At 53.8% G+C, this 14,834-nt stretch carries 17 protein-coding genes; 11 read left to right on the top strand and 6 right to left on the bottom strand.

The window, feature by feature from the left end; all coding sequences use genetic code 11:
- The first annotated feature begins 21 nt into the window (after positions 1 to 21).
- From EL633_RS15160 to EL633_RS15130, 7 genes are all read left to right on the top strand, one after another.
- Positions 22 to 669 (top strand): DUF7002 family protein, encoded by a 648-nt coding sequence (locus EL633_RS15160; protein ID WP_126627985.1) that lies wholly within the window; start codon positions 22 to 24, stop codon positions 667 to 669.
- A 93-nt stretch (positions 670 to 762) separates the two neighbouring features.
- Complete coding sequence (locus EL633_RS15155; protein WP_126627984.1) at positions 763 to 3,957, top strand: DUF6788 family protein; 3,195 nt, start codon at positions 763 to 765, stop codon at positions 3,955 to 3,957.
- A 193-nt stretch (positions 3,958 to 4,150) separates the two neighbouring features.
- Positions 4,151 to 4,378: a DUF8691 family protein gene (locus tag EL633_RS15150; protein WP_126627983.1), complete on the top strand. Its 228-nt coding sequence runs from the start codon at positions 4,151 to 4,153 to the stop codon at positions 4,376 to 4,378.
- 82 nt (positions 4,379 to 4,460) lie between these two features.
- Positions 4,461 to 4,904 (top strand): pyridoxamine 5'-phosphate oxidase family protein, encoded by a 444-nt coding sequence (locus EL633_RS15145; protein WP_126627982.1) that lies wholly within the window; start codon positions 4,461 to 4,463, stop codon positions 4,902 to 4,904.
- A gap of 127 nt (positions 4,905 to 5,031) precedes the next feature.
- Positions 5,032 to 5,517, top strand: coding sequence for an iron chaperone (locus EL633_RS15140; RefSeq protein ID WP_161982167.1), 486 nt, complete (start codon positions 5,032 to 5,034; stop codon positions 5,515 to 5,517).
- 224 nt (positions 5,518 to 5,741) lie between these two features.
- Entirely contained in the window at positions 5,742 to 6,509 is a 768-nt protein-coding gene (locus EL633_RS15135) for a metallophosphoesterase family protein (protein ID WP_126627981.1), read from the top strand.
- Positions 6,510 to 6,624: 115 nt separating this feature from the next.
- Positions 6,625 to 7,149, top strand: coding sequence for a DinB family protein (locus tag EL633_RS15130; RefSeq protein ID WP_126627980.1), 525 nt, complete (start codon positions 6,625 to 6,627; stop codon positions 7,147 to 7,149).
- Between the two features lie 95 nt (positions 7,150 to 7,244).
- Here the strand turns inward: EL633_RS15130 and EL633_RS15125 are convergent, their stop codons facing one another.
- Positions 7,245 to 7,856, bottom strand: coding sequence for a hypothetical protein (locus tag EL633_RS15125; RefSeq protein WP_126627979.1), 612 nt, complete (start codon positions 7,854 to 7,856; stop codon positions 7,245 to 7,247).
- Positions 7,857 to 8,122: 266 nt separating this feature from the next.
- On the opposite strand from EL633_RS15125, the gene EL633_RS15120 reads away from it, so the two are divergent.
- The 3 genes from EL633_RS15120 (at position 8,123) to EL633_RS15110 (ending at position 10,231) form a co-directional block, all read left to right on the top strand.
- Entirely contained in the window at positions 8,123 to 8,632 is a 510-nt protein-coding gene (locus EL633_RS15120; protein WP_126627978.1) for a pyridoxamine 5'-phosphate oxidase family protein, read from the top strand.
- A 274-nt stretch (positions 8,633 to 8,906) separates the two neighbouring features.
- Entirely contained in the window at positions 8,907 to 9,560 is a 654-nt protein-coding gene (locus EL633_RS15115) for a TetR/AcrR family transcriptional regulator (RefSeq protein WP_126627977.1), read from the top strand.
- A 104-nt stretch (positions 9,561 to 9,664) separates the two neighbouring features.
- Positions 9,665 to 10,231 carry a hypothetical protein gene (locus EL633_RS15110; protein WP_126627976.1) on the top strand — a complete coding sequence of 189 codons (567 nt, stop codon included), beginning with the start codon at positions 9,665 to 9,667 and terminating at the stop codon, positions 10,229 to 10,231.
- Between the two features lie 215 nt (positions 10,232 to 10,446).
- Here the strand turns inward: EL633_RS15110 and EL633_RS15105 are convergent, their stop codons facing one another.
- The 4 genes from EL633_RS15105 to EL633_RS15090 all read right to left on the bottom strand — a co-directional run bounded on the left by EL633_RS15105 (position 10,447) and on the right by EL633_RS15090 (position 12,933).
- Positions 10,447 to 10,719 (bottom strand): helix-turn-helix domain-containing protein, encoded by a 273-nt coding sequence (locus EL633_RS15105; RefSeq protein WP_126627975.1) that lies wholly within the window; start codon positions 10,717 to 10,719, stop codon positions 10,447 to 10,449.
- A gap of 13 nt (positions 10,720 to 10,732) precedes the next feature.
- Complete coding sequence (locus EL633_RS15100) at positions 10,733 to 11,197, bottom strand: alpha/beta fold hydrolase (RefSeq protein WP_161982166.1); 465 nt, start codon at positions 11,195 to 11,197, stop codon at positions 10,733 to 10,735.
- Between the two features lie 62 nt (positions 11,198 to 11,259).
- Complete coding sequence (locus tag EL633_RS15095; RefSeq protein ID WP_161982165.1) at positions 11,260 to 11,895, bottom strand: TetR/AcrR family transcriptional regulator; 636 nt, start codon at positions 11,893 to 11,895, stop codon at positions 11,260 to 11,262.
- A gap of 96 nt (positions 11,896 to 11,991) precedes the next feature.
- Entirely contained in the window at positions 11,992 to 12,933 is a 942-nt protein-coding gene (locus tag EL633_RS15090) for an LLM class F420-dependent oxidoreductase (protein ID WP_126627972.1), read from the bottom strand.
- 175 nt (positions 12,934 to 13,108) lie between these two features.
- On the opposite strand from EL633_RS15090, the gene EL633_RS15085 reads away from it, so the two are divergent.
- Positions 13,109 to 13,960, top strand: a complete 852-nt coding sequence (locus EL633_RS15085; protein WP_126627971.1) for a helix-turn-helix transcriptional regulator — start codon at positions 13,109 to 13,111, stop codon at positions 13,958 to 13,960.
- Between the two features lies 1 nt (position 13,961).
- Here EL633_RS15085 and EL633_RS15080 read toward each other — a convergent pair whose 3' ends face one another.
- Positions 13,962 to 14,831 (bottom strand): hypothetical protein, encoded by an 870-nt coding sequence (locus EL633_RS15080; protein ID WP_126627970.1) that lies wholly within the window; start codon positions 14,829 to 14,831, stop codon positions 13,962 to 13,964.
- Between the last annotated feature and the right edge of the window lie 3 nt (positions 14,832 to 14,834).

The following is a 14,834-nucleotide window of genomic DNA, read 5'->3' as shown; positions in this document are numbered from 1 at the left end:
TAGAAAGCTAATACATAAAGAATGATTCGACTTACCTCTATCTACCATATGGCAGAAGCCGCTAATTGGCCTGCGATCCAGCGAGACGGTCTGCACAGCGCCAGCACCCTTCTGGATTTCGCAGGCATTCTCGGAAAGGACCGGGAACGATTAGAGAAGCATCAGCGATTGACGCATACAGAACTACCGAACGGTATTCAGATTCGGGATCAGCGGCCCATGCCTGCGGCGGCCCTCGCAAACTGCTTAATCGGCATAACTCCATCCGAATGGTACACGCTCATCAATGCCCACATCTTCTTCTGGCTCGATCCAACGCGCCTCAATCGGCATCGGGCTGCCTGCGGTGCCCGTCCACAGGTGGTATTGACCGTGGATGCGAGCAAGCTCGTAGCTGCCTACGCTGAGAAGATTGCCATTACCCCAATCAATACTGGGAATGCTCGCCGTCGTCCAGCCAGACGTGGAGCAGCAACCTTCGTTCCCTATACGACATGGGTCACGTCCGCCTGGACCAGTGAAGCAGCAAGCTTAGGCACCCCGGTACGACCATCCTCGCATCATCCTGTGGAACTGACCGTAGTTGGATCGATCCCAGATATCATGCAATTCGTTGTGGGAGTGCAGCAGCTGGCACCCGGTCAACTGTTCACGCCGGTCAGTCCATAGTTGATCTGGCATTCTCTGATTTGGTATACTTCCTGATGTTGGGAGGAATGGAAGGGTCGTTGGGAACAAGACAGACACAACAAGGAAGGTTTGATGTCGAGAGCACCTCTTCACGCCCTGGTCTGGTCTAAAGAGCAGCATTTCTACGAGTTGTATACTCACGGTCAGCTTATGCAACGTTTTCAAGCAACGGAGGAAGCCACATGGCAGGACTGGCTCCAGGGTGTATCTTCCTTTGCCTTCCACGGTGCAAGAGGCTCTCTTAATGTCCACCGGGAGCAGCGCCCACGGGGAGGGGCATACTGGTATGCCTACCTGACGAAAGCGGGCCGCACCCGCAAGCGGTATCTTGGGCGGACGGAGATCCTCAAGCTGTCGCTGCTCGAGGAGACAGCGCAGACGATTTTGCCTACGCAGCAGCCTGCGACCATGACCGAGCGGGAGATGATACCGTTCTTCAGCCGACTCACTCCCCCGCGACAGCCAAACACCCTGGTGAAGCGTGAGCGTTTGTTCATTGCACTCGATAAGGCACTTTCGACACCCCTGACCCTGCTCTCAGCCTCGGCGGGCTGGGGCAAAACCACCCTGCTCTCCGTTTGGGCACATCGGCAAAAAAAGGCGCAGGTGGCCTGGCTCTCACTGGACGAACTGGACAATAGTCCGGCACGCTTCTGGGGCGCGTTGATCTCAGCCCTGCGCCGCTGCCCCGGTCTGGCGGCAAACTTTGGAGAACATGTGATCACACAATTGCAATCGCCCCAGCCACCACCACTTGCCTCCTGTCTTTCTGTACTTCTCCATGAACTGGAGGTGTATCCGTCTCCCATCGTCCTGATTGTGGACGATTACCAGGTCATCGAAGCATCTGCTATTCACCAGGGCATAGCCTTCTTCCTGGAGCATCTGCCCGCTCATCTCCACCTGATCCTCTCCAGCCGCGTAGACCCGGACCTACCCCTTGCTCGTCTACGAGCCCACGGACACTTGACCGAGGTTCGCGCGGACGAACTGCGCTTCCAGGAGGGCGAAGCGAGTCAGTTTTTGGACAGGCTCCTCTCTCCACCGCTCTCGGAAGCTGAGTTGCAACGGCTCATGAGTCGGACAGAAGGCTGGATCGCTGGTCTGCACCTGATCGTGCTCACTATGCAAAAGCGTGAAGATCGTACCGCATACCTTGAGACAGTAACTGGTAGCCAGCGGTATCTGCTGGACTATGTGCAGGAGGACATCCTGGCGCGTCTGGCCCCCGATACACGCGACTTTTTACTCCACATCGCCATCCTCTCGCGGCTAGACGCCGCTGTCTGCCAGGCCGTTACTGCCGCGCCAACCCGATCGGCCAGCCAGCACATGCTCACGTTACTGGAGCGAGCCAACCTTTTTCTGGTACCCCTGGATGAGGAGCGGCGCACCTACCGGCTGCATGATCTCTTTCGTGAAGCCCTGCTCTCGGCGCTGCACACCAGCCAGCCAGAGATGGCGTTGCTCTTGCATCGCCGGGCCGCCGACTTTTATGAGGCCGAGGGACAATGGACCGAGGCCATTATCCATGCGCTTGCTGGAACCTCCTTCTCCATGGCAGCTCGACTCATGGAGCAAACTATCGAGCAGTTCTGGGTACGTGGGGAGGCAGCAACAATGGCACGCTGGATCCTGGCCCTGCCAGATCCACAACTCTATGAACACGCACGTCTGGCACTCACCACAGCACTCTACCTGCTCCATCCCGTCTCCTATGCAACCCGCGAGCAGCGCGAAAGTCGTCGTCAGCAGGTGAGGCAGCTTATGGAGCGGGTCGAAACCGCCTTGCGTCATCAAGCAAATGATGCCAACCAGCAGATACTGGCAACGCGCGCAGACGCAACCGTGCAGGCAACCAAACTCGAGGCTAGTGAAGCACCGGAAGCGCTCCTGCGGCGGCGTCTGCACCTGTTACGCGCGGGGATAAGCTTGTATGAGGCAATAGAGAGCTCGGCATTTGAGCGCTTGCCTGCCCTCCATCAGGAGATGCAGGAGCTTGACAGGGACGAGGAGATCATCTGGCACATGCTTCCACTCTTCTGTGACGTCGTCTACTATACGGCCAGACAAGAGAGAGCGAAGCTTTTGCCGCACCTGCTAGAGGCCAGACAACGAGTACGTCGGTCGGGAAGTCAATTTGCGGCGACCAGAGTCATACAGTGGCTGGCACTCGCAGCAGAAGAGGCGGGACAGTTGCACCTGGCCTACCAGGAGAGTCTGGCCGCCCTCGACATGATTGAGCAGACGGCGAGCTATGTCCTGCTTCAAGGATACTTCAGGGATATCCTGACGATAGTGTTGTACCAGTGGAATCGACTGGAAGAGGCGCGTGGCTGGCTACGAAGGGTCATTCAGGATGCAACTACCTGGCAACAGAACGATCTCCTGCTGTCAGGATACGTCCGCTTGCTGCACGTCGAGCTGGCCAGAGGTGACCTGCCGGCCGGCCGGCACACACTGCAGGAGTTTGAGCAGTTGGAAGGATATCACCGCCGGAACTGGCTTCCCATGATGCGCGCACAGTGGTGGCTGGCCCAGGGACAGCTGAAGGAAGCCATCAACTGGGCGATAAGCACGGTCATTCCAGAAGGAGCATGGGAACGCAGCGTCTATGCTGCGTTCCCTGTCATTATACGCGTGTATTTTGCAGCACAGCGTTGGGAGGAAGCGCTAGAACTGCTCGTGCGCTTTCGCCAGAGCCTGGGTCGCTCTGCCAATAGCAGGATTACCCTCACCTATCTGGCCCAATACATGGTGGCGCTCTACCACACAGGCCAGAGCGAGCAGGCCTACGAGGTTGGGATGCGCCTGTTGGCTTTGACTGAAACCGAGGGCTATCTACGCGTATATCTAGATGAAGGCGAGCCGATGCGCCAGGTCCTTGAGGCGTTGCTTTCCTCACATGCTTATCAGCACGCTCTGGCCGACTCTACGCTGGTCTACATCTCACAGTTGCTGGCCACAAGTGTCCAGGAGCAGGCTCATGCCAACAGCTCTCTGGTCCCGGCGTCCGCGCTCGCGCCTGACACTTCCCCCGGCCGGCAGGAGTCCGCCAGTCTATCAGCGTCAGGCGTTTCCCTGACGCAGCGTGAACAGGATGTCTTACGCCTGCTAAATATAGGAGCCTCGAATCAAGACATCGCTCGAACCCTGGTAATAGAGTTACCTACCGTCAAAAAGCACGTCAGCAACCTGCTCGGGAAACTGGGGGCTACCAGCCGTATCCAGGCGGTTGCCATGGCGCGGGCTCGCTCCCTGCTCTAAGGCGATTCCTCCCAACACGGGATGATACTCCTCGGGCACCTACTCCCATTGGTATCCCTTTGGCGACTGTGGAATGCCTGGTTTTCTGTTATTCTTTACACAGACGCAGGAAGGCGATGCTGGTGATCGTACTGGTTCGCATTTCCAACCACGGCGCGCAGGCCGTGAAACGTGCAGAATGCGGAGGAAGCAGATGTTCTACACGATACGCATCCAGGGGCACCTGGACTCGTCCTGGCAAGACCGCTTTGGTGGGCTCTGCATCACACAGCAGGAGACCGGAACAACGCTGCTCTCAGGGACGTTGCCAGATCAGGCTGCACTGCATGGAGTGCTGCTACAGATTGTCCGCCTTGGTCTGACGCTCCTCTCCCTTGAAACAAGCGAGAGCGAGCAGACAGGCTCTGGCGTATACTGTTGAGCACATCGGCGTGAAACGGGAACAAGTGAGGGAGGCTTCACGCCAATTGAGGCGAAGTGAAATAGACATATGAGGAGAATGTATGAAACAGTCCTGGCAAGATTTTGCGCTTGTTGAACCAGAACTCTCTGCCTTTGGTGAGGCTCACTTCAAAAGTGGTCCAGCCTATCTGGCAACCGTTCGAGCTGACGGCATGCCCCGTGTTCATCCTGTGACGCCAATTATAGGCGAGGGACATCTTTTCTTGTTCATGGAGCCAAACTCTCCAAAGGGGCATGATTTACAACGTGGCTCTGGCTATGCGCTCCATTGCTGGGTAAGGAACAATGATGGCGGTGAAGGAGAGTTCTGGCTGGTAGGACATGCTTTTTTCACTGAGAATCCAGCCATGCGCGAGCTTGCTACTACCTATGGGTATCAGCCACACGATCATTACATTTTATTCGAGTTGACGGTAGAAGGCGCATTTTCAACGACATACGCTGATACGGGTAAGCCAATCCGAAAAAAATGGCAGAGCCAGTAAGGCTCTGATGTAGCAACAAGCGGCATGTGGCATCACTGTCACGTAAAGCGATCCATGATGAGCATAGTTTGCGTCCGCAATCGAACTGCGGTGAGCTTTTAACCTGAGGAAAGATGAGGAGATTTTTATGAGTCAGTCTGAAAAGAACGGTACACTGGCATCCGCCACGAACGCCGAAGCGGTCAACAAGAAGTCCAGGGGGTTCTCAGACGAGGAACGATCCGCGATGAAGGAGCGTGCGAAAGAGCGGAAAGCGGAAGAGCGCGCTCTCAAGGACAGAGAGGCAGGGGAAAGCGACGTGCTCGCGAAGATCGCCGAGATGTCAGAACCAGATCGCGCTCTGGCCGCGCGCTTCCATGAGATCATTCAAGCGGGGGCACCAGTGCTCTCGCCGAAAACCTGGTATGGGATGCCCGCGTATGCCAGGGATGGTAAGCTTATCTGCTTCTTCCAACCCGCACAAAAGTTCAAAACCAGGTATGCGACGATCGGCTTCAACGATAGCGCGAACCTTGACGAAGGGTCGATGTGGCCGGTCTACTTCGCGCTCAAGGAAATGAATGCTGAAGTAGAAGCCAAACTCATGGCGCTGCTCAAGAAAGCGGTGGACTGAGGACTGAACTCGCCTCCAAACTGAAACGTATCGAGGGCTCGATGCCTTATACCATCCTTTCTCCTCAAAGAGAGCATTTTGATAGCAAAAAGCTGTACAACTATATCACCCATACATCGAGATCCGCCTATGCCAAGAGCATAGATTTGCCCTTCTCTCTAGAACACAGAGCTGTTATCATGGGGAACACCTGACATTTTTTTGAGGAGAAAGGTACCATACGCATGAAAATTGCAGCCCTTTACGATATTCATGGAAATCTGCCGGCGCTCAAGGCGGTACTCAAGGAACTTGAAAGCATCCAGCCAGACGTAGTCGTTGTCGGGGGAGATATTGTCTCCGGTCCCATGCCAGGTCAAACCCTGGAATGCCTGCGCCAGTATGCTGGAAAGGTTGTTGCTCTTCGCGGCAATGGGGATCGGGAGGTTGTCGCGGTTTTCAATGGTCAGTGCACGGCTGGGGACCTGCCAGAGAGAGTGTACGAGATTACCCGGTGGGTCGGCCAGCACATCGAGGCGGATCAGCTGGATTTCCTGGCCCACCTTCCAGAACAGGTCACGCTCTCTTTGGAAGGGCCTGGTGAGGTATTGTTCTGTCATGCCACACCGCGCAATGATGAGGAGATCTTTACCCCGCTCACGACACCGGACCGGCTCCGTCTGCTTTTTCAGGATGTCGAGCAAGCGATTGTGGTATGCGGACATACCCATATGCAATTTGAGTTACAGATAGGGAACGTGCGCGTTCTGAACGCTGGGAGTGTCGGAATGCCGTACGCAGACCGTCCGGGAGCGTACTGGCTTTTACTTGGGCCAGAGGGAAGCGAGTTCCGCAGAACTCCCTACGATCTGGAGGCGGCAGCACAGGCGGTACGAACCAGCGGCTATCCACAGGCACAGGAGTTCGCAGAAGAGAATGTGCTCAAAGTTCCGACCGCACAAGAGGCTATGGAGATTTTTGAACGAATGACAACGGCAGGCCAGGGCCGATGAGGAAGGGGGCGAGAGGTTCGGGAAAGAGCAAGATCGAAGAAGTTTTAGCCATTGTTCTCTGCTATGATATTCTCACTCGTGAGAGCACATCATTAGAAGCAAGGAGTAGACAGTCATGACAGAACAGACATCTCCCCTCGTCAGCTTTTACAAACAAGGCTGGGAAAACTATCAGCAGGCCCTTGTCAAAACGATCGCAGCGCTTTCTTCCGAACAACTTGCCCTCCCTATTGCAGCACATACGCGTTCAATCGGCGAGCTTCTCGATCATATGATTGGCGCGCGCTTCAACTGGTTCTACTTGTGGATGGGTGAAGGAGATCCCGCCCTCGATTGGAACGATGGAGACGACAATGACGAGCCAACCTTGTCCAGGCCAGCTTCACTAATCGCGATGTTTGAGAAGAGCTGGCACGTGATCTCCTCCGTCCTGGACCGCTGTACTAGTGCTGATCTGGAACAGCTTGTTTCACCTGCCGCCTCTCATCAGGCATGGTTACGAAATCAAGGGAAGCCAGAAGAGGTAGCCCATACCCGCCAATGGATTATCTGGCATGTACTTGAACATGAGATCCATCATGGCGGCGAGCTTTCCCTGGCCCTGGGAAGCAATGGGCTAGAAGATTTCTATACCTGGTAGGCATCAAACACATCAGGCAACTCTATAGGGCCGAGTAGGACTGGCTGGCGCTAGCCGGAGCGATCACGAAAGCGCCGGGTTGCCTGGATAGGCGGTTAGAACGTGTGGGCAAATGTCACGAAATCAGGGTACTGGTGCTCAAGCAGATCGAGAAGGGCGGCTAGATCCCGAACACAGGAGTGAGGCAAGTAGGCGAACAACATGGTCTGGTCGTGCATAGGAATGGCGACAAACCCGCCGCTTAGATGGGTCTGAGCGATATGCTCGATCAGGTCGAGGAAGTCATTGGCAACCCACTTCAGGCTGGGGGTAGTCCACTCTCCATGAATCGCTGCGCCGCGCACGTCAACATCGAGTGTGCAATGAAAGTCACCCACGTTCTTGTCGGCGTTGACGCTATACTCCACCTGTTCAGGTGACCACTCACCACTTGTAGCAGCCGCGAAGCGCCGCACCAGATCTTCGTAGGCGGAGTCATCCATTTCTGCATCAAACCAGACGAGGCGTTGAGGCGCCTCAGGCAAAAAGTGCCTCAGTGTCTCCAGGAGACAGGCAGACGATACCTCCCACCTTTGCAGGTATGAACCGGTCGCGTGCCTATGCAGTTCTTCGCCAGCATGACGCTTCATCTCCGCAGTGACCTTCTGGATGATGCCATACTGGAGCAATAGCTGTGCGATGTGTTCCAGGTACTCCGGGCCGGTCATGGTACGCCTCTTTTCTATTCAAACGTTCCTGGTTGGATGCCTTTTTGTCCATACACCCAGTATAACAGATTATTTGGATAGACTTTTAGAGCCTGTTTTGTAATGCGGCGGCGCTACTTCTGCATGAACAAAAAAGCAAGCCAGGAGAAGTTTTTTGCGGTGTCAGACGGTAGAATGTCTTACATGCCATCTGGCTATCGTGCAAAAAGGATAGGCTGATAGCTTCTCACTTCCTGCGAGAGAAGCGAAAGAAAGGAGTTCTGAGAATGAACGAACCCATCACAACACGACAGGGCAGACCAGACGGAGCGGTCACGCCATGGGAGGAGACGCAGCGGGTGCTGGAAACAGCCGATCTGTTTTGCCTCTCAACAGTGCGGTCCGACGGTCGTCCTCATGTGACACCGCTCGTGGCCGTGTGGTACGACGAGGCCATCTACTTTACCGCGACCAACACGGCACAGAAAACGGTCAACCTGCGTGCAAACGCGCACGTTATTCTGACAACCGGCAGCAACCAGAAAGGTGGACTCACCGTAGTAGTTGAAGGCGATGCCGTGCAGGTCACCGACCAGGATGCGCTCGAACGTCTGGCCTCAGTGTGGGCAACCAAGTGGGATGGAGACTGGTCATACCAGGTACGCAACGGTTATTTTTATCTCTACGATGAAGAGACACAAACAGTTCTCACAGATTCGAACCTCGTGTTCTCCGTCAAACCCACGAAGGTTTTCACATTCGCCATCGGCATCGGCCAGACACGCTACCAGTTCTAACTCCGCACATGGTGCCGCGTTCTATCTCAACCGATAGAACGCGGCCTCCAGAAATTATTTTCTGTATGAGGGACAGAAAGACGTGATGCTGGCCATCACAGATTTACCACATGGGGAGGTTCCGGAAGAAAAGAGAGACTCTGACCCGCATGGCGAGAAAGGCGGAGATGATGGGCGCGTCACAAATCATGTAGAAGAAAGGCTTGACATCCTTTTTTCTCTCTGGCACACTATTAATAACCAACGGTAAATAAATAAAACAAAGGTAAAAACCATGGATAGGAAAGAACGACGGCTACGAGATCAGCAAGAGCTCAAACAGAGCGTGTTGGAGGCCGCACGCGCTATTGCTCTGGCCGATGGGTGGAGCAATGTGACGATGCGCAAGATCGCTGATCGCATTGAGTACAGCCATGCCGCCATTTATGCCTATTTTGAAAACAAAGATGTGCTTCTCTTAGAACTCGTGCATGAAGGCTTTCGCCTGCTGGAAGCAGATCTAAAGCGAGTCCGAGCACAAGCTCATGATCCAGAGGAGGCGATGCGACTCATCGCTCATGGTTATCTCGAATTCGCCTGGCGCTATCCTGAGTACTACCGCCTGATGTATGGTCTCGACGGCGTCACGTTTAGCATCTCAGAGCCAGAAAAAGAGGGATTACAAATAGAGGAGGTGGTGACGCTGACCGTCAAAGATATCCTTGATGTTCATGGATGGTCAACAAAGCACCTTGCCAACAAGGTAAATATCCTCTGGGGAACAGCACATGGGCTGGTAACACTCACATTGGCAGACCGCATTCGCGGTGGACAGGCACAGGCAACGCAATTAATCGAGCAAGCTATTCAAAGTATGCTGCTGGCCTGGAAACACGAGACGGATACCACCCACCCGGCTTCCCCTTCGGAACGTGGGGCTCCACGTTAGGTCCATTTCGTCCGTAGCAAGCCTGAGAACACTTGTCATCTTTTATTTACCAAAGGTTAATAAATAAAACAAAGGTAATCAACGTTACTCATGGAGGAGACACTATGCTTTATCCTTATCTGCTTTTACTCCACATCGTCGGCGTGTGCGGCCTGTTTATCGCCCTCAGCCTGGAAGTAATTATCATGTCTCGTCTACAGGTGGCGAAGACAACGTTGCAAGTCCATGAATGGCTCACGCTCAGCCCTGTGATTCATCTGGTGTTACCAGCCTCTGCTGTCTTCATTCTCGTTAGTGGCCTGGCTCTGGCATGGACAGCCTGGGGATGGGGGCACGCCTGGATTGTGTTTTCGTTGGGGTTACTCGTTCTCCTGGGTATCCTGGGACCGGTGATCAACGGGCCTCGCATGAAGGCGATTCACGTGGCAGCGCTCGCCGCACCTGTGGGCGAGATCTCTCCCGCGCTACGCAGGGCCATCGCTCATCCTGTGCTACAAACATACGTCCCCATCCCGATCCTGGCCGCATTGGGCGCCGTTGTGATGATGGTCCTAAAGCTAGATTGGCCTGGTTCTGGGATCGTGATAGCTCTGATCCTGATTGCCAGCCTCATTCTGGCCGGCGTACGTCAAGGACAACGTGTGTGTTTTCTTCGCTCCCTGCGGGGATAGCAAGTCCAAGTCGTCGATAGAATTCCAGTGACTTCTGCATATCCTGCACGATCAGGCCGAACATAGAAAGTTCGAGTGCCATGTTGCCTTTCCTTTCCTTGGCTCCCATATTGAGGAGCGCAATACACAGAGGGTGCCAAACAATGTGCTTCTATGATACATGGAAAGGACGAAGGCAATCTTGCAGATACCTGCGATTTTTGTCAAAAATGTGCTCAGATGGAGTGTGCTTGTCGATAGATTCGTGGTGTCAGGCCGAGATAACGTTTGAAGACCTGGGTTAAGTGGCTCTGGCTCGCAAATCCGCTCTCTAACGCGATAGAAATAAGAGGCAGATCACTCTCTTTAAGCAAACGCTGTGCATGCTCGATCCGCTGACGCAGTACAAATTGGTGCGGACTCTCTCCCGTCGTCTGGTGGAACAGACGGGTAAAGGTACAAGGCTGATCGGCTCCTTCAATGGAAGGTGATGGGTGCCATCCAACCACTGGAGAGACAACGCTAGATGCAGACGCGCAAGCTGTTCACCGCCCGTTCGCCACAGCGCCTTGTTTCGTCTGGCACGCTCACCTTGCTCCCCGGCAGTTTTTGTCGCCGTCTGACATCATCGGGATCACTGACAAGATTGACCGGTAACGCACCATCAATGAGAAACAATCCTGCCACCCTTCCTGGATGGCTCGCGGCATACCAGACAGCCAGATCTGCCCCCAGAGACCAGCCAACCAGAATCGGTCGATCGGAAGCAACCTTATCCATCATAACCTCAGCATCCGTCAGGAAGCTCTCCAGGGAGGTGCTGCGCGAGGTGGTGGTTTTCCCATGGTTACGAAAATCGAAGGTGACGAGCCGATATTGCCCCTTGAGCGCACCAATGATGCGCTTCCAGGACACTTGTGTTGCTCCACCGCCGTTGAAAAATAGGAGCGTTTGCCCCTGCCCGGTCTCGCTGACGGCGAGTTGCACCTCTCCATTGGCAACCTTGTAGTGTTTACCTCTGTGCGTGACATGCTGTCCCTCATCTCTGTCTATCTCTCAAATAAGCCCTGAAACAAGGCTTGCAACCCAAAGTCAAACTCTTGATCAGCATTCCACTGTCCAAGCTCTGGCAAGAGCGTGTGAAGCCGGGGGTAGTGGTCTGCGGGAAAGTGCTGCCAGACTGTCGGACCGTTTGGCCCCGGTTCCAGACCCGCGACCGCCTGCGTGCCGGTGCCAAGCAGGGTATGGCCGACAATAAAACCGACGAGGCATTGCAGGGCATAGATGGACTGAACACCAGTAATTTGTGCCTGGTGGAGTGTTTCAAGGAGATGATCCAACATGGCAAGAGAGGCCGATGTGCGCAGTGGACTGGTGGCCACCAGCGGAAGCACACGCGGATGCGCGCGGAGAACATCTCGAAAGGCATGGGCAAAGGCCCATAATTCCTCGCGTGGCGTGGTATTGGGGGGCAGAGACAACGGTGCCTGGCTGATGAGCAATTCGATGACCCCATCAAATAGGGCTCGCTTACTCTCCACATGGTTGTAGAGCGACATCGCCTCGACACCCAGCGCAGCTCCAAGCTTGCGCATACTAAAGCCTTCCAGACCCTCTTGATCAATCAAGCCCAGGGCTGCTTCCAATATCCGTTGCCGTGTGAGCGGCTCACCAGATTTTGTCATGATACTCATGCTCCCTTATACTTACACTGTAAGCATAAGGGAGCGAAAGAAGAATGTCAAGAGATCTCTTCTATGGATGGTCTCTGTTCCTCTGGTTTACTTAATAAACTCTTGCGCAAAAAAACGCAGGGAATCAAGGTGTAAAGCATCAGGGAACCCAAGTATGACTTCCTGGACGCCTGCTTCCTCCAATTCAGCCAAACGTTGACGAAGTGTATCCGGGCTCCCAATCAACGCGCCAGCAGCAACAGGACGACCCAGGAGTGCAGCGGGAAATTTTGCCCTTGCCTGCTCGTCAGTTTCTCCAAGGGAACAGGCAAGGGTTACCGTACGGCGAATGCTCTCATAATCACGCCCCATGGTCTCACAATGGTCTTTGACCACTGCAAACTTATGCTTGATGGTCTTGAGATCACCAAACACGTTACAGGCATCTCCATACTGCGCAACCAGTTTGAGCGTGACCTTTTCACCGCTGCCACCAATCAATAGAGGAATGTGCGGTTTCTGGACACCCTGAGGCTGATTGATGGCACCACGTACGTGGTAATATTTGCCTTCAAATGTCGCTTCTTCCTGAGTCCACATAGCCCGAATCACCTGCACAGCTTCGCGTAGAAGACGTAGTCGGTCGGGCGCATCAGGATAATCGTAGCCGTACGCCCGATACTCGTGCTCATGCCAACCGGCTCCAATGCCAAAGTTGAGCCTTCCATGACTCAAGACATCAACCGTGCTCGCCATTTTCGCCAGTAGCGCAGGATTACGATAACCATTGCATGTGACCATTTGACCAATACGTATGCGTCTGGTGTCACGTGCAATGGCTGCAGTAGTGGTCCAGCACTCAAATGTGACTTCCTGCGATGGCTGCGGGATCGTGTGAAAGTGATCGACAAGCCAGGCAGATGCGAAACCCAACTCATCAGCAGCCTGGGCGACACCTGTCATCGCTTCGTAGGCTTCAACTGGATCCTTGATCCTGGCCAGTTCCATTGTCCAGCCTTGCGGCAGAGACACACCAAATTTCAACGTCATAAACAATTCCCTCACTTCTGGTAACAATGCAAGAAAGATATTCGTGCCCTGGTAAAACAATCCTATAGAACCCGTCTTGACGCGGATGTTCTGTTTGAATATACTCTGTTCATGACCGCACAACCAGGTTTTTTTGATCATAGGTCTCTCACTACCAGGGTAAGGAGTAACTGACATGAAGGACCGTGAGCGACGGCAAACCCTGGCCACCTTTTTACGCCAGCGAAGAGCTCACCTTTCTCCCACTGACGTTGGACTGCCGCCTGGCATCCGTCGACGAACACCAGGGCTGCGCCGTGAAGAGGTAGCACAACTTGCCAACATTGGCACCTCCTGGTACATATGGCTGGAACAGGGACGTAATGTGCATCCCTCAATGCAAGTACTGGAGAGTCTTGCTCAAGCGCTCAGGTTAACGCCGAATGAACGTCGGCATCTGTTTCTTCTCGCAGGACAACCACTCCCTTCTCAGGTGTCTTTTTCAGAGGAGAGCATCAATCCAGCACTCCAACAGATGCTCGATGACCTCAACCCAACTCCTGCCTATGTCATGGGCAGACGGTATGACTACCTGGCGTGGAACAAAGCGGCGGATGTGCTCTTCACTATTTCTGAAGCATCCTCCCCTTATGAACGGAATCTGATCTGGCGAATCTTCACCAGTCCGACAATGCGGGAGCGTCCCAATTGGGAAATGATTGCGCGCACAACGTTAGCAGAGTTTCGCGCGACGCACGCCCACTATCCCAATGATAGATGGTTTGAGGAGTTGATTGAGGATTTAAAACAGATGAGTCCTGAATTTTGCCTGTGGTGGCCCCGGCATGATGTACGTAGTGCACTGGATGGACATAAAGTCATACACCATGCAACCCTGGGACACCTGGAATTTGAGCATTTTACCTTACAAAGTCTCAATAACCCCGATATGAGGATTATGATCTACACGCCAAATGCCGTAACACGAACCAAACTGCAACAATGTATCAATAGAAACGCAAGCAAGCAAGCAGCCGAGCACACATAGTTCAGCGTATCAGCAGAGAGAAATTACGGTTCTGCAACAACATGTCCAGCATATAGCGAGAACTGAAATAGCTGCCATCCATCGGGTGGATTCCACAGTATACTGGATACCTGGCAATACCACCGAAAAAGTTTGCGGAAGGTTGATAATATTTCCAGTTGGCCCAATCAACACCACTACGAGCCACACACCAGATATCAGAAGTATCAGGTGGGGTGGGAGTTACGGATGGATCAAGTAGAACAAATCCCTGAAAACAAGGATTAGCATTGCCATTGGCAAGATAGTTCACACAGGACTCATCAGGAGCTGTATTCGCGTTCCCACCGGGATTGCCCGGGGGATCATACAGATTATTATCACCAGTAATGCAGTTCCCTCTCCCAGTCGGAAAGCCGATGATACAACTGCCCATGTTGGTTCCATCAGGCTGCGAGTAGGACCCATCATCTCCAATACAGAGACCTGATACACTATCAAATGATGCCCCAGGACTCACTGCTCCACAGATGGTGCCTCCAAGCGCTGTTCCCCCTGGAGTCCTGTCTTGACCTCCATCATAACACAGGCCCGATGAGTCGTCCGGAGAGCCTGAGGAACAGGCAACAGATAGATTCTGACTGAGCTCATTGGCATAGGCGGCTCCATTCGCATCGCTGGTCGGTCTATCCGGAAAGAGCTTATTCGCCAAATCCTTGTAGAAAAATAAAGTAAAACCTCCTGCACACGTCGTAATGAACGCTGTTGCAACCGATGGCAGAAGGTTAGCTACAGTGACTGCCGCACCTTCAGTGATCTCGACATATTCGGCATAGGTCACCGCTTTAGCCGCCGCCGCTGCACGAGCCAGTAAAACATAAAACGAGTACACAAG

The sequence above is a fragment of the Dictyobacter alpinus genome (genome assembly GCF_003967575.1).
In the GTDB taxonomy this organism is placed as follows: Bacteria; Chloroflexota; Ktedonobacteria; order Ktedonobacterales; family Ktedonobacteraceae; genus Dictyobacter; species Dictyobacter alpinus.
Note: the sequence above shows the minus strand (reverse complement) of the source record. Positions and strands in the feature narration are given on the sequence as shown.

Coding starts and splice junctions, on each gene's coding strand:
- EL633_RS15135 (WP_126627981.1), top strand. CDS start 5,742: ATGAAAATTGCAGCCCTTTACGATATTCATGGAAATCTGCCGGCGCTC.
- EL633_RS15110 (WP_126627976.1), top strand. CDS start 9,665: ATGCTTTATCCTTATCTGCTTTTACTCCACATCGTCGGCGTGTGCGGC.
- EL633_RS15150 (WP_126627983.1), top strand. CDS start 4,151: ATGTTCTACACGATACGCATCCAGGGGCACCTGGACTCGTCCTGGCAA.
- EL633_RS15145 (WP_126627982.1), top strand. CDS start 4,461: ATGAAACAGTCCTGGCAAGATTTTGCGCTTGTTGAACCAGAACTCTCT.
- EL633_RS15085 (WP_126627971.1), top strand. CDS start 13,109: ATGAAGGACCGTGAGCGACGGCAAACCCTGGCCACCTTTTTACGCCAG.
- EL633_RS15155 (WP_126627984.1), top strand. CDS start 763: ATGTCGAGAGCACCTCTTCACGCCCTGGTCTGGTCTAAAGAGCAGCAT.
- EL633_RS15120 (WP_126627978.1), top strand. CDS start 8,123: ATGAACGAACCCATCACAACACGACAGGGCAGACCAGACGGAGCGGTC.
- EL633_RS15115 (WP_126627977.1), top strand. CDS start 8,907: ATGGATAGGAAAGAACGACGGCTACGAGATCAGCAAGAGCTCAAACAG.
- EL633_RS15095 (WP_161982165.1), bottom strand. CDS start 11,895: ATGACAAAATCTGGTGAGCCGCTCACACGGCAACGGATATTGGAAGCA.
- EL633_RS15130 (WP_126627980.1), top strand. CDS start 6,625: ATGACAGAACAGACATCTCCCCTCGTCAGCTTTTACAAACAAGGCTGG.
- EL633_RS15160 (WP_126627985.1), top strand. CDS start 22: ATGATTCGACTTACCTCTATCTACCATATGGCAGAAGCCGCTAATTGG.
- EL633_RS15125 (WP_126627979.1), bottom strand. CDS start 7,856: ATGACCGGCCCGGAGTACCTGGAACACATCGCACAGCTATTGCTCCAG.
- EL633_RS15090 (WP_126627972.1), bottom strand. CDS start 12,933: ATGACGTTGAAATTTGGTGTGTCTCTGCCGCAAGGCTGGACAATGGAA.
- EL633_RS15140 (WP_161982167.1), top strand. CDS start 5,032: ATGAGTCAGTCTGAAAAGAACGGTACACTGGCATCCGCCACGAACGCC.